The organism is Kitasatospora sp. NPDC059747, assembly GCF_042732955.1.
In the GTDB taxonomy this organism is placed as follows: domain Bacteria; phylum Actinomycetota; class Actinomycetes; order Streptomycetales; family Streptomycetaceae; genus Kitasatospora.
In genome coordinates this window covers 38,491-56,118 of sequence record NZ_JBHWGV010000056.1, presented here as the reverse complement: position 1 = coordinate 56,118, position 17,628 = coordinate 38,491, and the positions used below count along the sequence as shown (strand labels likewise).

The following is a 17,628-nucleotide window of genomic DNA, read 5'->3' as shown; positions in this document are numbered from 1 at the left end:
TTATCGGCGTGGGTGGGGCCCCCGGGGGCCCGCGACCCCGGGTCGGGCTCGCCCAATCCGTGTCGGGCGGGGCCCCGGGCCCGGGGGGGCGGGGCACACCTCGACGACCATGACCCAGGCGAGCGGTTCGCCGTCCGGCAGGTCGCGCAGGTGGAGGTCCACCCAGAGCGAGCCGAGCGGCTCGGTGCCGGCTTCGTCCCCGCCACCGTAGAGGCGGCGCAGCGCGACGCCGGGGCTGTCGGCGCCCTGCGGGAGCAGGCGCTGGTGGTCGACGCCGGATTTGGCGCGGGCCTGCTCCTCGGTGAGGCCCGACTCCCGCAGCGAGCGGACGTAGTCCTCGGCGGCCCGGTCGAGCCAGGCCGGGAACTCCCCGGCCCCGATCGCGCGGGCGGTGACGCCGGCCGGGAGATCGGGAGGTGCGGTCAGGTGCTTGGCCAGGTTCCGCATCCGCTCGGTGTACCCGAGGGCGAGGGCGAGGCCGCGGGCGACCTGCGCGGACTCGGGGACGTCAATGTCCACGCGGGTGCAGCCCCAGCCGCGCAGCACCTCCTCGGCGGCCAGCGCGCCGAACGTCCCGCGGCCCCGGCCGCGCCCTTCACTGATCTCCAACTCGGCGATCTCTCCGAAGAGTTGACTGCCGTGCGGGACGGCGGTAGTGCGCAGGGCACCGACCTGGCGGCCGTTGGCGCAGATCTGCCAGCGTCTGGTGCGGCCGCCGGCGGGGGTGGGTGTCTCGGGGCCCTCGGGCCGCAGCGTGGAGGTCATGTGGTGGTCCCTTCCCCGCGCCGGGAGGCTTATCCGCCGGAGGCGGCTAAGGACACGAGCCCGCCGGAGGCGGCTAAGGACACCAGCCCGCCGGAGGCGGCTAAGGACACCAGCCCGCCGGAGGCGGCTAAGGACACCAGCCCGTCGGAGGCGGCCGACGACCCGGGCCCGCCGGAGCGGGCTCACGGGTCGAGGTCGTCGCCGCTGCGCTCGGCGAAGACCGCCATGGCCTTGGCGGTGACCGGGCCGATCCCGGGCAGTTCGCGGTCGTCGACGCGGGTGACGGCCTGGACGTCGCGCAGGGTGGAGGTCAGGAAGACCTCCTCGGCGTCCCGGAGGGCCTCCAGCGGGAGGTCGGTCTCCTCGGCGCCGCACCACTCGACGACGAGGGCGCGGGTGATGCCGGCCAGGCAGCCGGAGGCGAGGGTGGGGGTGAGCAGGCGGCCGCCGATGACGACGAAGACGTTCGAGCCGGTGCCTTCGCAGAGCAGTCCGGCGGTGTTGGCGAACAGGGCCTCGGAGGCGCCGACGCGGTGGGCGGCGGCGAGGGCGACGACGTTCTCGGCGTAGGAGGTGGTCTTGAGGCCGGCGACGGCGCTGTGCTCGTTGCGGCGCCAGGGGACGACGGCGACGGCGGTGGTGTCGGGGCGCCGGTTCACGGGACCGATGGCGGCGACGAGGGTGGCGCCGGAGTCACCGCGCTCGGAGCCGAGGGGGGCGACGCCGCCGGTGTAGGTGACGCGCAGTCGGCCGAGCGGCATCGGGTTGGCGGCGAGGACCTGGGCGCAGGCCTCGCGGACCCGGTCGTGGTCGGGATCGGGCAGACCGAGGCCACGGGCGGAGCGGGTGAGGCGGTCGAGGTGGCGGGTGAGGGCGAACGCCCGGCCGTCGGCGGCCTTCATGGTCTCGAAGACGCCGTCACCGGTGGTGAGTCCGTGGTCGAGGACGGAGACGGCGGCGTCGGCGGAATCGACGAGCGTGCCGTTGACCCAGCTCTTGGTGGGGGTGTGCATCGGGCGCTGCTCCTCGGGGGCGGTTCTTCGGCGGGGGGCTGGGGGCTCTGCGGTCCTGCGGGTGCTGCGCGGCGTTCGCGGGCCTTCAGAGGGTCTCGCTGCCCGACGCTATCGCGACCAGACGGGCGGCCTTCAGTTCGGTTTCGGCCCACTCGCGGTCGGGGTCGGAGCCCCAGGTGATGCCGGCGCCGGTGCCGAAGCGCAGCACGGGGACGGCGGGGTCGGTGCGGTCGATCCAGAAGGTCCGGATGCCGACGGCGAGTTCACCTTCGCCCCGGTCGGCGTCGACCCAGCCGACGGCCCCGCAGTAGGGGCCGCGCGGGGCGGTTTCGAGGGCTTCGATGATCCGCAGGGCGCTGGACTTGGGTGCGCCGGTGACGGATCCGGGCGGGAAGGTGGCGCCCAGGAGCTCGGGCCAGCCGACGCCGTCGCGCAGGGTGCCCTCGACGGTGGAGACGAGGTGGACGAGGCCGGGGTGCTTCTCGACGGCGCACAGGTCGGGGACGGTGACGCTGCCGGTCGCGCAGACGCGGCCGAGGTCGTTGCGGACCAGGTCGACGATCATCACGTTCTCGGCGTGGTCCTTGTCGAGGAGGTCGTCCTCGGTGCGGCCGGTGCCCTTGATCGGACCGGAGGAGACGGTGCGGCCGGAGCGGCGCAGGTAGAGCTCGGGCGACGCGGTGGCGATCTCGACGCCGTGGTCGGGCAGCCGGATCGTGCCCGCGTAGGGGGCGGGGTTGCCGTGGGCGAGGAGTCCGGTGAGGGCGTCGACGTCCGTGCGACCGGGATCGGGCAGCGGTGCGGAGAGCACGCGGCAGAGGTTGGCCTGGTAGACCTCGCCGGCGGCTATGTGCTCGCGGATGCGGCGGACGCCCGCGGTGTAGGCGTCGCGGTCCAGGGAGCTGTGCCAGTCGCCGGCGTCCGGTCCGTGCCAGCCGGCGCCGGAGGGCGGGGCGGGGGCGGGGCGGACGTCGTCGAAGCGGGCGCAGGTGAGGCGGCCCTCGAAGTCGTAGGCCACCGCCCAGTAGCCGGCGGAGTCCAGCGCGGCCGGGTCCGAGGTGACGTCGCGCAGGCCGGTGGCGAGGCGGCCGCCGAAGCGGGCGAGCGGGGTCTGGGGGGCGGTGCGGCCGGACACGGTTCTCCTGCGCGGTGGTGCTGGGCGGCGGTGCCTGAAGTGTAGGTCGGGGGCGCTCGACGAGGCCGGGGGCGTACGCCGGAACGACCGGGCGCGAGCGGCTTCCGGGTGTGCACCGAGTGCACGCTGCGGGAACGGATTTTTAGCTGGCCCGGGAATCCGCTAGAGTTCAACACGTCGCCAGGGAGCGCAGCCGAAGAAAAGCGGTGAAGGTCCCGGGAGACAGGCGGACGTGGCTCAGTTGGTAGAGCATCACCTTGCCAAGGTGAGGGTCGCGAGTTCGAATCTCGTCGTCCGCTCGATGGGGAACAGTGTAAGATCGTTCTCCGAGTGTTGCCTGGTGGAGTGGCCGAGAGGCGAGGCAACGGCCTGCAAAGCCGTGTACACGGGTTCAAATCCCGTCTCCACCTCCAAGAGGATCGCCCGGTTCCGCCGGGAGAACCTCCCCGCGCGATTAGCTCAGCGGGAGAGCACTACCTTGACACGGTAGGGGTCACTGGTTCAATCCCAGTATCGCGCACGTCGGACCCTTCGGGGTCTGCTGCAGGACCGCCACACCAGGCGCGATTAGCTCAGCGGGAGAGCACTACCTTGACACGGTAGGGGTCACTGGTTCAATCCCAGTATCGCGCACAGTAACGGCCGGGGCCGCGATCCGTGAGGGTCGCGGCCCCGGCCTTTTGCGTGGGCCGTGAGAAAAAGAGAAGAGCCGCGTACGGTCGCCCTCACCGACGTCCGTACGCGGCGTCTCCGCCTGCCGGGGCGCTCTGCGCACCGCTCCTCGCCCGTCCGCGTCTCAACGCGGGCACGGCCTCCCCGGCGACACTGGCTCCCCGTCCCCAGGGGATCAGTGTCCGTTCCGCGGCCGGCCACGGGGGCCGGCCAAGTCTCAGTGGATGATCAGGTCCGCCACTGCCTGGACCTGGTTCGCCATCTGGTCCCACCCGCCGAACAGGGCCACCAGCAGCACCGCGCACGGCAGGGCGATGGCCAGCGCCACCGCGGGGTGCCGCGTCGGCTCGGCGGTGCGGGGCAAGGTGAAGGCCGGCCGACGGCGGCGGGGGGTTCCCGTGAGCTGCGGTGCCATGCCCTTACTCCTGATCCGGTCTCGGAGCCGTTCGCCCGGTCGAGTTGGCGCGGTGGACGGCTAACCTCGGGGGACGAGCTCCCCGTCCACCGCTGAGGACAACGCTATGGCTCGGGGGGCCGTTCGGGCGTCATGCCGTCGTACTGTTCCTCGGGCATCCCCGAGGATGACGGTCCGACTTAGGGACTACTACCGCAGGGGGAGACGGTCTCGACCGGGCCCCCGGGGGAACCCTGAGAGACGACCCCGAGAAACGTTTCGGCACCCTCATGACCAGCAGGTCAGTGCAAGATCGGACAATCGCACGGTGGCTTGAGGTGTTGCGTATCAGCACACCGCAGCGGGCAGTCCGTAAGCTGTGCCGGACAGGAACTGACGATGCCCCAACCGACGGGGCCTCACCCACGGGCTGACGGGGAACGGACATGGCGATGATGCGGCTGAGGCGTGAGGACCCCCGCATCGTCGGGCCGTACCGCCTCCACCGGCGACTGGGGGCCGGCGGCATGGGGGTCGTCTACCTCGGCTCCGACCGGCGCGGGCAGCGGGTCGCCCTCAAACTGATCCGCGCCGAACTCGCCGAGGACCAGGAGTTCCGCACCCGCTTCGCCCGCGAGATCGCCGCCGCCTCGCGCATCCGCGGCGGCTGCACGGCGCGCGTCGTCGGCTCCGACATCGAGGCCGACCGCCCCTGGCTCGCCACCGCCTACGTGCCCGGGCCCTCCCTCTATAAGCGCGTCGGCGACGAAGGACCGCTCGGCTGGCAGGAGGCCGCCCGGGTCGGCGCCGCGCTCGCCGACGGACTCGTGAAGGTCCACGAGGCCGGGGTCGTCCACCGCGACCTCAAGCCCTCCAACATCCTGCTCTCGCCGCGCGGCCCGCGGATCATCGACTTCGGCATCGCCTGGTCGCGCGGGGCCAGCACGCTCACCCACGTCGGCACCGCCGTCGGCTCGCCCGGCTTCCTCGCGCCCGAACAGGTCCGCGGGGTCGCCGTCACGCCCGCGACCGACGTGTTCGCCTTCGGCGCGACGCTCGCCTACGCGCTCACCGGGGACACGCCGTTCGGCTCCGGGGCCTCGTCGGAGGTCATGCTCTACCGGGTCGTCCACGAGGAGCCCGACCTCTCGGACGTGCCGCCGCAGCTCGCGCCGCTGATCCGGGCCTGCCTGGCGAAGGAGCCCGCCGAACGGCCCGGCGCGGCCGCCCTGCACGAGCGGCTCAGCGAGCTCGCGGCCCGCGGAGCGGCGGCGGCCGGCGGCGGGCGCGTCATGCGGCGCGCCTCGGCGACTCCCCCGCCCGCGCCCGAGGCGGACGCCCCGGGCGGCGTGCGGCACGGCGTGCCCGCGCCCGGACGCTCCCCGGACCCGGCGGCCGCGGCACGTGCCCGGGCCGTGGCGGGCAGCCGGCCCGGGGCCTCCGGGCCCGGCGCGGCGCAGCGGCGCCCGCAAGGGGCGGCCGGCCCGCACCCCAGACCCGAGGCGGCCTCGGGGGGACGCCCGGTGCGGGACCGTCAGCAGACGCCCGCGCCCGGCCAGCCCGGCGGCCGTGACCGCGGGCGGCCCCGCGACCGTCAGCACACCCCCGCCCCGGGGCGGCCGACCACCCCGCGGCAGCGGCTGCTGCGGCAGCGGCTCGTCGTCTTCGTCACGGTGACGATCGGGGTGGCGCTCGCCATCGCGGCGGCCCAGGGGTGCGAGAACCGCAGCAACCAGGGCATGCGGCCCTCGGGCCTGCCGACGATGGTCGTCCTCCCCACCGGGCTGTCGGTGGACGGCGCGGCAGTGCCGGGCACGGCCTCGGCGACGCCCTCGGCGACGGCGTCGGTGACGGCCTCGGCGACGCCCGTGGCGGCGGCGGCACGAGGCGGGACGGGAGCGGGCGCGGCGGCTTCGGGGACGGGCGCGGCGGCTTCGGGGACGGGTGCGACAGGTTCGGGGACGGGTGCGGCCGACCTGGGGCTGGCTCCTGCGCAGGCGCCGGGCCCGGCCGTGGACTGGCCCAACCGGACCTACCCCGACGGCGCGGGCGGCCCCGGGATCGCCCTGCGCGAGGGGCGCTCGGCCGCGGGCGGGCCGCAGGTGTCGCTCAGCTCGGTGCTGCCGACCCGGTACAAGGGCTCGCCGGCGACGGTGGTCGTGCTCCGCCGGGCCGAGGGCTCGGTACCGGTCGACCTCGTACAGCTGTACACCTTCTCCGGGGACAACCCGGTCGCCGCCGCCGCCCGCTCCTCGACCGCCGATCCGCAGGCCACGGCCTCCTGGCGGCTCGACGCCGGAGCGGTCGTCCGGGAGGAGCGCGTCGCCCAGACCGGGGCCGTCACCTCCACCCGCTACACCGTCCGCCCGGACGGCTCCCTCGACGAGTCCTGGCCCGGCGCAGGCGCCTCCGGCGGCACCGGCCTCACCGCCGCTCCCCCGGCCGCCGCGGCCCCGGCCCTGCCGACCACCGCGGCGGGCTGACGGCGGGCCGCGGGGGCGGAGCAGTGGAGAGTTCCGGCCATCGTCTCGCGCCCCCTGATAACCCGGGGATCAGCACCACGCGAGACCGGACGGCAGGACGGCGAGCAGTTCCGGGCCACGCAGTTCCCCGCGCCCCCTGATGAGCCGGGGACCACAACCACGCGAGACCGAACGGCAGGACCGCGAGCAGTCGCGGGCATCGGCCTTCCGGGCCGCGCAGTTCCCCGCGCCCCTTGATGAGCCGGGGACCAGAACCACACGAGACCGGACAGCAGGACGGCGAGCAGTTCCGGGCCGCGCAGTTCCCCGCGGGCGAGGGTGCGGCGGGCCGCTGCTACGGGGTCGTCACGGCGTAGAAGGCCACGGCGGCGGCCGCGCCGACGTTGAGGGAGTCGATGCCGTGGGCCATCGGGATGCGGACGGCGTGGTCGGCGGCCTCGATCGCCCCGGGGGTGAGGCCGTCGCCTTCGGCGCCGAGCATCAGGGCGGTCTTGGGCAGGCTCTGCGAGGCCAGGCTCGACAGGTCGACGGCGCTCTCGGCGGGGGTGAGCGCCAGGAGGGTGAATCCGGCGTCGCGGACCGTCGTCAGGGCGGCGGGCCAGGGGTCGAGGCGCGCGTAGGGGACGGCGAAGACGGCGCCCATGGAGACCTTGACGGCGCGCCGGTAGAGCGGGTCCGCGCAGTCGGGTGAGAGCAGGACGGCGTCCATGCCGAGGGCGGCGGCGCTGCGGAAGATCGCGCCGAGGTTGGTGTGGTCGACCAGGCCTTCGAGGACGGCGACCCGGCGGGCGCCCGCCAGCACGGCGGCGGCGTCCGGGAGGGGCTTGCGCTCCATCGAGGCGAGGGCGCCGCGGTGCACGTGGTAGCCGGTGACGGCCTCGGCGAGGGCCGGTTCGACGACGTGGACGGGGGCGTCGGCCTCAGCGATGACGTCGGCCATGACGTCCAGCCACTTGGAGGTCAGCAGCATCGACCGCATCCGGTAGCCGGCCGCGAGGGCGCGGCGGATGACCTTCTCCCCCTCCGCGATGAACAAGCCCTCGGCGGGCTCGCGCCGGCGGCGCAGTTCGACGTCGGTGAGGCCGGTGTAGTCGCCGAGGCGGGGGTCGGCCGGGTCGGTGATGGCGCTGGGTTCGGACACCCTGCGATCTTGCCAAGGCCGGGCGGTGAAGGCCAAACGGCGGAAAGAGTCGGACGGTTTGGCCTTGGCCCCGCGCCGATCGGAGTGCAAATATGACCGTATGGCCCGTTTTCCGGGTCGATCCTGGGCTCCGTCGGCCTCTGGTGCTTCTGGATCCGCCGGCTCCTCCGGTGGACGCCCTCATGGTCGGCAACAGCAGCAGAACGTCCGTCGCGCGTGGCCGGTGAACCTCCGGTCCGTGGCCGGTCAGGTGTTCGTGCTGCAGATCCTCGTGGTGCTGCTGCTCGTGGTGGCCGCCGGGGTGGCGCTCGTCGTGCAGTCCCGCAACGACGCGGACAACGAGGCCCGCAACCGGTCGGTCGCGGTCGCGCAGACCTTCGCCCACTCGCCGGGGATCGTCGAGGCGCTGCGCTCCCCCGATCCGACGGCGATCCTGCAGCCGCGGGCGCAGGCCGCGCGGGTGGCGTCGGGCGTCGACTTCATCGTCGTCCTGAACAACGACGGCATCCGCTACACCCACCCCAACCCGGCCCGGATCGGCCAGAAGTTCATCGGCACCTACGAACCCGCTCTGCAGGGCCACGTGGTGATCGAGCAGATCAGCGGGACGCTCGGCCCGCTGGTCCAGGCGGTCGTGCCGGTGTACGCGCCGGACGGCTCGGTGGTCGGGCTGGTGTCGGCCGGTGTGACGCTCGCGAACGTGAGCACCGCGAGCCAGCGGCAACTGCCGGTGGTGCTGGGCGCCGCCGCGGGCGCGGTCGTGCTGGCGACGCTCGGGACGGCGCTGATCAGCCGGCGGCTGCGGCGCCAGACGCACGGCCTCGGGCCGACCGAGATGACCCGGATGTACGAACACCACGCGGCCGTGCTGCACGCGGTGCGCGAGGGCGTGCTGATCGTCGGCGGGGACGGACGCCTGCTGCTCTGCAACGACGAGGCGCACCGGCTGCTCGGCCTGCCGGCGGACGCCGAGGGGCGGCTGGTGACCGAGCTGGGGCTGGAGCGCGCCCCCGAGGAACTGCTGACCGCGAACCTGCCGGTCACCGACCAGGTGGTGATGGCCGGGGAGCGGCTGCTGGCCGTCAACATCCGGCTCACCGACCGGGACGGCGGCCCGCCCGGCTTCGTCGCGACGCTGCGCGACTCCACCGAGCTGCTGGCGCTGTCCGGCCGGGTCGAGGTGGCGCAGCGGCGGCTGCGGCTGCTGTACGACGCCGGGGTGACGGTGGGGAGCACGCTGGACGTGACGCGGACGGCCGAAGAGCTGGCGCACGTCGCGGTGCCGCGGTTCGCGGACTTCGTGACGGTGGACCTGGCCGAGCAGGTGCTGGCGGGCGAGGAGCCGCCGCCGGGTCCGTCGCTGGGGCGGATGCGCCGGGCCGCGGTGGCGGGCGTCCGGTCCGACGCGCCGTTCCACCCGGTGGGGACGGTGCTGGACGTGGTGCCGGCAACGCCGCTGGCGGGGGCGCTGCACAGCGGGGAGCCGGGCCTGGAGCCGCGACTGGCCGAGGCGGTGGAGTGGCGGGAGCAGGATCCGGAGCGGTCGGCGCGGGTGCTGGCGTACGGGGTGCACTCGCTGCTGCGGGTGCCGCTGCGGGCGCGCGGGGTGCTGCTGGGGGTGGCACGGTTCTGGCGGGCGGACCGGGCGGAGCCGTTCGAGACGGACGACCTGGCGCTGGCGGAGGAGCTGGTGGCCCACGCGGCGGTGTGCATCGACAACGCGCGGCGGTTCACCCGCGAGCACGCGATGGCGGTGACCCTCCAGCACAGTCTGCTGCCGCGCAGCCTGCCGGTGCAGAACGCGCTGGACGTCGCGCACCGCTACCTGCCGGCGCAGGAGGGCGTGGGCGGGGACTGGTTCGACGTGATCCCGCTGCCGGGTGCGCGGGTGGCGCTGGTGGTCGGGGACGTGGTGGGCCACGGGCTACACGCGGCGGCGACGATGGGGCGGCTGCGCACGGCGATCCACAACTTCTCGACGCTGGACCTGCCGCCGGACGAGCTGCTGGGGCACCTGGACGACCTGGTGAACCGGATCGACCAGGATGAGGCGGCGAGCGGGGAGAGCTCCGAGCTGGCCGGGGCGACCTGCCTGTACGCGATCTACGATCCGGTGTCGCGCCGCTGCACGCTGGCGAGCGCCGGGCATCCGCCGCCGGCCGTGGTCGGCCCGGACGGGCGGGTGGAGTTCCCGGAGCTGCCGACCGGGCCGCCGCTGGGGCTGGCGGTGCTGCCGTTCGAGACGGCCGAGCTGGAGCTGGCCGAGGGCAGCCGGCTGGTGCTGTACACGAACGGACTCGTGGAGGACCGCGACCGGGACATCGACGAGGGGCTGGAGCGGCTGCGGGCGGCGCTGACCGGGCCGCCGCGCACGCCCGAGCAGACCTGCGCGGACGTGCTGGGCGCCCTGCTGCCGGAGCGTCCGCAGGACGACATCGCGCTGTTGGTGGCGCGGACCCGGGTGCTGGCGGCGGAGCGGGTGGCGGAGTGGGAGGTGCCGTCCGACCCGGCCGCCGTGGGGCCGGTCCGCAGGGCGGTGGCGGACCGGCTGGAGTCGTGGGGGCTGGACGAGGCCGCGTTCGTCACCGAGCTGATCCTGAGCGAGCTGGTGACCAACGCGATCCGGTACGGCTCCGGGCCGATCCGGGTGCGGCTGCTGCGGGACCGCTCGCTGATCTGCGAGGTGTCGGACGGCAGCAGCACGTCACCGCACCTGCGGTACGCGGCGACGACGGACGAGGGCGGGCGCGGGCTGTTCCTGGTCGCGCAGTTCGCGGACCGCTGGGGGACGCGCTACACGGCGACGGGGAAGGTGATCTGGACGGAGCAGCCCCTGGAGTAGCCGCCAGGGGACGCCGTCCGGGCGAGGAGTGGGACGTCGGACGGGCCGACTTCCCACTCCACCGGGACTGCTACCGTCCGCCGGGACTACTTCCGGAAGGCCGCCGCGAGGACGTTGACCACGTCGCCGATGACGATCACGGCCGGCGGCTTGATGCCCTCGGCCTCGACCACGGCACCGACGGTGGCCAGGGTCGCGTCCACCCGGCGCTGGGCCGCGGTGGTGCCCTCCTGGACGATCGCGACCGGGGTGTCCCCGGCGCGGCCGTGCGCGACGAGCTCCGCCGCGATCGCGGCGATCTTGTCGACCGCCATGAGCAGCACCAGGGTGCCGCTCATCTTCGCCGCGGCCTCCCAGTTGGTCAGCGAGCGCTCGTCGCCCGGGCCGACGTGGCCGGAGATCACGGTGAACTCGTGCGTCATGCCGCGGTGGGTGACCGGCACCCCGGCGGCCGCCGGGACGCTGATCGAGCTGGAGATGCCCGGCACGACGGTGACCGGCAGCCCGGCCTCGGCGCAGGCCAGCAGCTCCTCGCCGCCGCGGCCGAAGACGTACGGGTCGCCACCCTTGAGCCGAACCACGAACTTGCCCGCCTTGGCGTGCTCGATCAGCGTCCGGTTGATCGCCTCCTGGGCCATGAAGCGGCCGTAGGGGATCTTGGACGCGTCGATCACCTCGACGTGCTCGGGCAGCTCGGCCAGCAGCTCGCGCGGGGCGAGGCGGTCCGCGACGACGACGTCCGCGTCCGCGAGCAGGCGGCGGCCGCGCACGGTGATCAGGTCCGGGTCGCCCGGGCCGCCGCCGACCAGGGCGACGCCGGCGCCGTGCGCGCGGTACTGGCGGGCGGCCAGCGAGCCGTCCCGCAGGCCGTCCACGATGGCGTCGCGCAGGCCGGCGGAGTGGCGCGGGTCTCCGGTGAGGACGGCGACGGTGGCGCCCGCGTCCCGGCCGCTGGCCGGGGTCCAGGCGGTCGCGGCGGCGGCGTCGTCACTGCGGGCGCAGAACACCCGCTCGCGCTCGGCCTCGGCGCTGACCCGCGCGTTCACCACCGGGTCGTCGGTGGCGACCAGGGCGTACCAGGTGTCGGCCAGGTCCCCGTCCAGGTAGGGGCGGGCGTGCCAGGTGAGCTCGCCCGCGTCGGCCATCGCCTGGACGGCCGGGGTGGTGCTCGGCGATATCAGGTGCAGCTCCGCGCCGGTCGCGATCAGCGCGGGCAGCCGGCGCTGCGCGACCTGCCCGCCGCCGACCACGACCACGCGGCGGCCGGCGAGCAGCAGCCCGACCGGGTAGGGGGTACGGCGTTGGTGGGGGGGGTGGGGGGGGGGGCCGCTCAGCGGGGGTGCCCCTGAGGGGTAAGGGGGGTTTGGTCTGCGGACCCCCCCCGCCCCGGGCACGGGCGCGCCCTCGGGCCGGTCCGCGGAGCGGTGACGGGAACGTCAGGCCTTCTCGGTGACCCCGGCGGAGTCGAAGGTGGCTACATCGTGCATCGCGCGGGCCGCACTCTGCACCAGCGGCAGGGCCAGCAGGGCACCGGTGCCCTCGCCGAGCCGCAGGTCCAGGTCGATCAGCGGACGCAGACCGAGCCGCTCCAGCGCGGCCTGGTGGCCGGGCTCGGCGGAGCGGTGACCGGCGATGCAGGCCGCCAGCACCTCGGGGGCGATCGCCTTGGCCACCAGGGCGGCCGAACCGGCGATCACGCCGTCCAGCACGACCGGGGTGCGCAGCGAGGCGGCGCCCAGCAGGAAGCCGGCGATCGCGGCGTGCTCCAGGCCGCCGATGGCGGCGAGGACGCCGATCGGGTCGGCCGGGTCGGGCCGGTGCAGGGCCAGCGCGGCGCGGATGACCTCGACCTTGCGGGCGTGCGTCTCGTCGTCGATGCCGGTGCCGCGGCCGGTGACCTCGGCCGGGTCGAGGCCGGTGAAGACCGAGATCAGGGCGGCCGAGGCGGTGGTGTTGGCGATTCCCATGTCGCCGGTGACCAGGGCCTTGTTGCCGGCCGCGACGAGGTCGCGGGCGGTCTCGATGCCGACCTCGATCGCCTGGACGGCCTCCTCGCGGCTCATCGCCGGGCCCTGGGTCATGTCGTCGGTGCCGGGCTTGACCTTGCGCGGCAGCAGACCGGTGGCCCGGCCCTGCTGGACGGCGTCGGGCAGCTCGGCGGCGACGCCGACGTCGACCACGCAGACCTCGGTGCCGATCTGCTTGGCGAAGGCGTTGACGACCGCTCCCCCGGCGAGGAAGTTGCCGACCATCTGGGCCGTCACCTCCTGCGGCCAGGGGCTGACGCCCTGGGCGTGCACGCCGTGGTCACCGGCGAAGATCGCGACGCAGGCGGGCTCCGGGACCGGCGGCGGGCACTTGCGGGACAGGCCGCACAGCTGGGCGGAGATGATCTCCAGCATGCCGAGCGAGCCGGCCGGCTTGGTCATCCGCTTCTGGCGGTCCCAGGCCTCCCCGAGCGCCTTGGCGTCCAGCGGGCGGATGCCGCGCAGGGTCTCGGCGAGCAGGCTCTGCGGCTCCTCGCCGGGCAGCGCGCGGTTGCCGTACTGCTCCTCGTGGACGACCCAGGACAGCGGGCGCTTCTTGGCCCAGCCCTGCTGCTCCAGCTCGGGCTCGTCCGGGAAGGAGTCGACGAAGCCGACGCACAGGTAGGCGACGACCTCCAGGTGCTCGGGCAGGCCGAGCTCGCGGACCAGCTCCTCGTCGTCGAAGAAGCTCACCCAGCCGACGCCCAGGCCCTCGGCGCGGGCGGCCAGCCAGAGGTTCTCGACGGCCAGGGCGGCCGAGTACGGGGCCATCTGGGGCTGGGTGTGGCGGCCCAGGGTGTGCCGGCCACCGCGGGTGCGGTCGGCGGTGACCACGATGTTGACCGGGGTTTCGAGGATCGCCTCGATCTTGATCTCGCGGAACTGCTTGGCGCGGCCCTTGGGCAGCGAGTCGGCGTACGCCTCGCGCTGGCGCTCGGCCAGGGCGTGCATGCGCCGGCGGGTCTTCGCGGAGCGGATCACCACGAAGTCCCACGGCTGGGAGTAGCCGACGCTGGGCGCGGTGTGGGCGGCCTCCAGGACGCGGATCAGCACCTCGTGCGGGATCGCGTCCGGGCGGAAGCCGTTGCGGATGTCGCGGCGCTCGCGGATCACCTGGTGGACGGCGTCGCGGCCGGCGTCGTCGTAGCCGGGGGCGGCGGGGCCGCGGGGCTCGGCGGGCTCCTGCTCGGCGTCCTGGGGCTCGGCCTGGGTCTCTTCCTGGGCGTCGGCAGGCTGCTCGGCGGTGTCCTGGGCGGGCTCGACGGCGGGCTCGGCCTCGACGGCGGCGGGCTCGGCGGGGACGGGCTCGGCCACGGGCTGGGCGGCGGGCTGGGGCTCGGCCTCCGGGGTCTCGGCGACCGGGGCGTCCTGGACGGGCTCGGCCGCGGGCTCGACGACCTCGGGGACCTCGGCCACCTCGGCGGCGGACTGCGGCTGCTCGGCGTCGGGCACGACGGCCTCGACCGCCTCCACGACCTCGACCGCCACGGCCTCGACGGCTTCGCCGGCTTCGACGGCCACAGCCTCAACGGCCGGGGCCTCGACCGGAGCGGCCTCCTGCGGCTGCTCGGCCTCGACCGCGGGGACGGCCTGACCGGACGGCATCTCGCCGGTACCGGCGGCGGTCTCGGCGGCGGCCTGCGGCTCGGCGTGAGCGACCTCGACGGCCTCGACGACCTCGGGGGCGACGGCCTCGACCGCCGCCACGACCTCGACGGCCACGGCTTCGGCTGCTTCGACGACCACGGCCTCAACGGCCGGGGCCTCGACCGGCGCGGCCTCCTGCGGCTGCTCGGCCTCGACCGGCACCGCCTCGACAGCGACGGCCTCGACCATCTCGGCGGGCTGCACCGGCTCGGGCTCGACGACGGCCTCCGGCGTGCCCTCGGCGGGCGCTATGGGAGCGGGCTGCGGCGCGACGGCCTCCTCGGCCACCGGCGCCTGCTCGGTCGCCTCGACCTGCGGCAGGCCGTGCGGGGTCGGCGCGGCGAGGAAGGCGGAGATGCGGCGGGGCGGCTGCGCGGCCTGCGACTGCTCGTCGGCGACGGGCGCCTCGACGGCCTCCGTCAGGACCGGCTCGACGACGGGCTCGACGACGACCGGCTCGACAGCGACCGGCTCGACGACAACGGCCTGCGGCGCGGCCTCGACCACCGGCTCGGCGGCGGGCTCGGTCACGAACTCGGCGACGGCCTGCGGCGCGGCCTCGACCACGTCGGCCACGGCTTCGGCGACGGCGGCCTCGACCACCTCGACGACCTCGATCGCCCCGGCCGTCGGCACGGCCACGCCGCCCGTGACCGGCTCCCCGAGCGGCACCTGCACGCCACCCGGGATCTCCTGGGCGGCCTGCTGCGGGAGGTGGACGTCCGCCACCGCGAGCGGGACCTCGGCGACCGGCACGGCGTCGACGGCCGGCGGCATCGGCGCGACCGGGACGGGCTGCGCCAGGGGCGCCGCCATCGGCGCCTGGGCCTCGGCCGGGCGGCCGACGACCGGGATGCCGTGCGCGGGGGTGGCGCCCAGGGACGGGCCGCGGTCGGCGAGCGAGCGGACCGGCACCTGGCCGGTCATCATCGACGGGTCCGGGATCGGCGGACCGGCGTGCAGCGGGCGGCGCGGCGGCTGAGCCTGCGTCACCGGCTCCTGGAACACCGGGGCCGCCGGGGCGACGGGGGCGGCCTGCACGGCCTGCTGGTACTGCTCGGCGCCCGCCACCGGCGGGTCGACCGGCGGCCAGGACGGCTCGACCGGCGTGCCGTCCTGGAGCGGCGCGACCATCATCTGATCGGCCGGCAGCTGCTCGGCGGGGACGGCCACGGCCGGCTCGCCCCACGAGCCCTGCGGGCCGGGCATCAGCAGGACGTCGTCCTCGTCGTCGAGCCCGTCCGCCTGGTCGGGCTGGTCGAGGAAGTGGAAGGCCGGGCGCGGGGCGCCCTGGTCGACCGCCCAGCCCTCGCCGGGCACGCCGTACGCGGGCACGCCCTGCGGGTGGCCCTGCGCCGGGATGACGCCGACGGCGGGCGGCACCGCGCCGTGGAGGCCGGGTCCGGGCACCGAGGGGTTCGGGATCGCTCCGCCGTCCGTCATGACACCCGGCACGGGTGCGACGCCCTGCACGGGTGCGGCGACGACCCCCTCCGGGCCGCCGAGCGGGTCGGGCCCGGTGTGCAGGTGCTCCGGCAGTCCCTCGCCCGGGACATGGCCGCCATCGGTCATCGTCAAAGCTCCTTCCAGGCCGCTGCCGCGCCCTCGGCGACACGATCACCGACCGCAGCGCCCATCCGCACGGGCCGGGCCTGCACCGACCCGCCCCTCAACCACGTACGGCCGCCGCGCCGAGGCGCTGCGGCCAAAGTCATTCCGGTGAGCTGCCGCGCCCCGGCCCACGCGCCTCCCCCTGTGGGGCGGCCCGCCATCTGAAACAACGACAACCCGGGGCGACCGGCACCACCGCACCGGACCCTACGGCATTCTCCAGGTCCGGCACGCGGCCCGTCGAATTGCCCACACTCCGAGCGCGGCCGGATTGCACCACGTCAAAAGGGTGACAAACCGACCGGATCGGGCAGGTCACCGACCACCGCCGCCGACCAGGACGCCACACTACCGGCCCGGCGCCGTCACCTCTCGAATCAGTGTCCGGATGCGACCTGGATCACCGCCGGCCCCCCTGCGGCATCCTCACCCGGAACACCGGCCGGGCCCGGGGCCTTCACACGATCTGCTCACCCCAGAGCAACAGCGCGCCCGCTCCGTCCGCCCCCAGTGCCACCCCTCCGCCGTCGGCGGCGAGCAGCGGGGCCGACTGCAGCAGGGCGCCGTCCGCCCGGTAGCCGGCCTCGGTGATCGCCCGGCGGAACTCCTCGGCCTCGGCGAAGGTGCGGGCCACGGTGACGAACCGTTCGGGTCTGCGGGCCAGCACGGCGCGGACGACCTGGAGGCCGCCCGCCTCGACCACGGCGACGTCCGGCTCCGGCAGTCCGCCGAGCACCTCGGGGCCCTGCCCGTGCACCGTCTCCACCTCGACGCCGTAGCGGCGCGCGTTGACGGTGATCCGGGCGCAGGCCGAGCGGGAGGCCTCGACGGCGACGACGGCCGCGCCGAAGCGGGCCGCCTCCACCGCGAGGGCGCCGCTGCCCGCGCCGACCGACCAGACCAGGTCCCCCGGACGAGCACCCAGACGGGCCAGCACCAGGGCGCGCGCGTGCGCGGGAAGCGCCTCCGATGCGCCGGGGTCGTCCGCCGCGCGCCCGGCGCCCGCGTAGGCGTCGCCGGGGAGCGCCCAGCCGCGGTCCGCGCCGGGGAAACCGAGCGGGCGCCCGGCGAGCCAGCCAGCCGCCTCGTCCACCGGGACGGCCGGGGCGCCGCTGTTGCCGCCGATCACCAGGACGACGTTGGGATCGCGCCACGCGTGGTCGGCGATCCGGTCGGAGGTGAGGACGGTGACGTCCTCGTCCGGCGTGCCGAGACCCTCGCAGACGACGAACGTCCGGTGCACCCCGCGCAGCATGAGGGCGAGTTCGCCCGGCCCGGCGCCGGGGGCGGTGAGCACCGCGACCTTGGGATGGGCCCGGCAGATGTTGGCCGCGCGGCGCAGCCGGCCGCCGTGGGCGCTGACCACCTGGGCGTCCTCCCACGGCATGCCGGCCCGGGCGAAGGCGGTGGCGACGGAGGAGACGGCGGGCAGGACCTCGAGTTCGAGGCCGTACTCGGGGCGGCGCAGGGTGCGGACGACGCCGAAGAAGCCCGGGTCGCCCTCGGCGACCACGACCGCGGCGCCGCGGTGCTCGGCGATCCGGCGGGCGGCCTGGCGGATGTTGCCGAGCACGATCCGCTCGGCGGCGGGCGGCACCGGGAGTGCGCCCAGTTGGTAGGGGGCGCCGGCGACCAGGGTCGCCGCGGCGAGGGCCGCGCCGGCGGCCTCGGTCAGCGGCGTGCCGTCCCACCCGATGACCGTGATCCGGTCAGCCATCTGCGGCCGTTCTCCCTCGACTCGGTGCGCGCCCCGGTGCGCACCTCGGTGCGCCGACAAACCGCGCCGCAGTACGGCGCCGGACAGAGGCTACCGGGTGTGTTCCCGCCCCGCGCCGGGGGCACCTCCCGGCCGCCGGGCCGGGGGAGTGCCGCACACGTGTGCGCGAAGCCCGGGGGCA

9 protein-coding genes, 4 tRNA genes and 1 pseudogene are annotated in these 17,628 nt (G+C 75.4%); 6 read left to right on the top strand and 8 right to left on the bottom strand.

From position 1 onward, the window contains the following. From ACFV4G_RS24055 to ACFV4G_RS24045, 3 genes are all read right to left on the bottom strand, one after another. On the bottom strand, positions 1-765 hold the full coding sequence (locus tag ACFV4G_RS24055; RefSeq protein WP_380443637.1) for a GNAT family N-acetyltransferase: 765 nt from the start codon (positions 763-765) through the stop codon (positions 1-3). A 182-nt stretch (positions 766-947) separates the two neighbouring features. Then, positions 948-1,778: an aminotransferase class IV gene (locus ACFV4G_RS24050; RefSeq protein WP_380443636.1), complete on the bottom strand. Its 831-nt coding sequence runs from the start codon at positions 1,776-1,778 to the stop codon at positions 948-950. Between the two features lie 85 nt (positions 1,779-1,863). Then, complete coding sequence (locus ACFV4G_RS24045) at positions 1,864-2,913, bottom strand: chorismate-binding protein (protein ID WP_380443634.1); 1,050 nt, start codon at positions 2,911-2,913, stop codon at positions 1,864-1,866. A gap of 226 nt (positions 2,914-3,139) precedes the next feature. On the opposite strand from ACFV4G_RS24045, the gene ACFV4G_RS24040 reads away from it, so the two are divergent. The 4 genes from ACFV4G_RS24040 (at position 3,140) to ACFV4G_RS24025 (ending at position 3,546) form a co-directional block, all read left to right on the top strand. Continuing rightward, positions 3,140-3,212, top strand: a tRNA-Gly gene (locus ACFV4G_RS24040). 40 nt (positions 3,213-3,252) lie between these two features. Continuing rightward, positions 3,253-3,326: transfer RNA gene (locus ACFV4G_RS24035), tRNA-Cys, on the top strand. Between the two features lie 35 nt (positions 3,327-3,361). Further along, positions 3,362-3,433 (top strand) — tRNA-Val (locus tag ACFV4G_RS24030). A gap of 41 nt (positions 3,434-3,474) precedes the next feature. Then, positions 3,475-3,546: transfer RNA gene (locus tag ACFV4G_RS24025), tRNA-Val, on the top strand. A gap of 256 nt (positions 3,547-3,802) precedes the next feature. On the opposite strand, the gene ACFV4G_RS24020 is transcribed toward ACFV4G_RS24025, so the two are convergent. After that, a complete protein-coding gene (locus ACFV4G_RS24020) occupies positions 3,803-4,000 on the bottom strand; it encodes a hypothetical protein (protein ID WP_380443632.1) in 198 nt (65 codons plus the stop codon). Positions 4,001-4,425: 425 nt separating this feature from the next. On the opposite strand from ACFV4G_RS24020, the pseudogene ACFV4G_RS24015 reads away from it, so the two are divergent. Continuing rightward, positions 4,426-5,700 (top strand): annotated as a pseudogene (locus ACFV4G_RS24015) (protein kinase); the annotation flags it as partial. 1,096 nt (positions 5,701-6,796) lie between these two features. Here ACFV4G_RS24015 and ACFV4G_RS24010 read toward each other — a convergent pair. Next, positions 6,797-7,603 (bottom strand): TrmH family RNA methyltransferase, encoded by an 807-nt coding sequence (locus ACFV4G_RS24010; RefSeq protein WP_380443630.1) that lies wholly within the window; start codon positions 7,601-7,603, stop codon positions 6,797-6,799. A gap of 100 nt (positions 7,604-7,703) precedes the next feature. Here ACFV4G_RS24010 and ACFV4G_RS24005 point away from each other — a divergent pair, with 100 nt between their 5' ends. Next, positions 7,704-10,445 (top strand): SpoIIE family protein phosphatase, encoded by a 2,742-nt coding sequence (locus ACFV4G_RS24005; protein ID WP_380443628.1) that lies wholly within the window; start codon positions 7,704-7,706, stop codon positions 10,443-10,445. A gap of 86 nt (positions 10,446-10,531) precedes the next feature. Here ACFV4G_RS24005 and cobA read toward each other — a convergent pair whose 3' ends face one another. From cobA to cbiE, 3 genes are all read right to left on the bottom strand, one after another. Next, the gene (gene cobA / locus ACFV4G_RS24000; RefSeq protein ID WP_380443653.1) at positions 10,532-11,779 is read right to left on the bottom strand and encodes a uroporphyrinogen-III C-methyltransferase; all 1,248 of its coding nucleotides are present in this window, start codon (positions 11,777-11,779) and stop codon (positions 10,532-10,534) included. A 102-nt stretch (positions 11,780-11,881) separates the two neighbouring features. After that, positions 11,882-15,691, bottom strand: a complete 3,810-nt coding sequence (cobT, locus tag ACFV4G_RS23995) for a nicotinate-nucleotide--dimethylbenzimidazole phosphoribosyltransferase (protein ID WP_380443626.1) — start codon at positions 15,689-15,691, stop codon at positions 11,882-11,884. A 496-nt stretch (positions 15,692-16,187) separates the two neighbouring features. Beyond that, complete coding sequence (gene cbiE / locus ACFV4G_RS23990) at positions 16,188-17,447, bottom strand: precorrin-6y C5,15-methyltransferase (decarboxylating) subunit CbiE (RefSeq protein ID WP_380443624.1); 1,260 nt, start codon at positions 17,445-17,447, stop codon at positions 16,188-16,190. Between the last annotated feature and the right edge of the window lie 181 nt (positions 17,448-17,628).

What these genes read in the sequence shown, in the direction of transcription:
- cbiE (WP_380443624.1), bottom strand. Translation starts at nt 17,447, where the DNA reads ATGGCTGACCGGATCACGGTCATCGGGTGGGACGGCACGCCGCTGACC.
- ACFV4G_RS24020 (WP_380443632.1), bottom strand. Translation starts at nt 4,000, where the DNA reads ATGGCACCGCAGCTCACGGGAACCCCCCGCCGCCGTCGGCCGGCCTTC.
- cobT (WP_380443626.1), bottom strand. Translation starts at nt 15,691, where the DNA reads ATGACCGATGGCGGCCATGTCCCGGGCGAGGGACTGCCGGAGCACCTG.
- ACFV4G_RS24005 (WP_380443628.1), top strand. Translation starts at nt 7,704, where the DNA reads ATGGCCCGTTTTCCGGGTCGATCCTGGGCTCCGTCGGCCTCTGGTGCT.
- ACFV4G_RS24050 (WP_380443636.1), bottom strand. Translation starts at nt 1,778, where the DNA reads ATGCACACCCCCACCAAGAGCTGGGTCAACGGCACGCTCGTCGATTCC.
- ACFV4G_RS24055 (WP_380443637.1), bottom strand. Translation starts at nt 765, where the DNA reads ATGACCTCCACGCTGCGGCCCGAGGGCCCCGAGACACCCACCCCCGCC.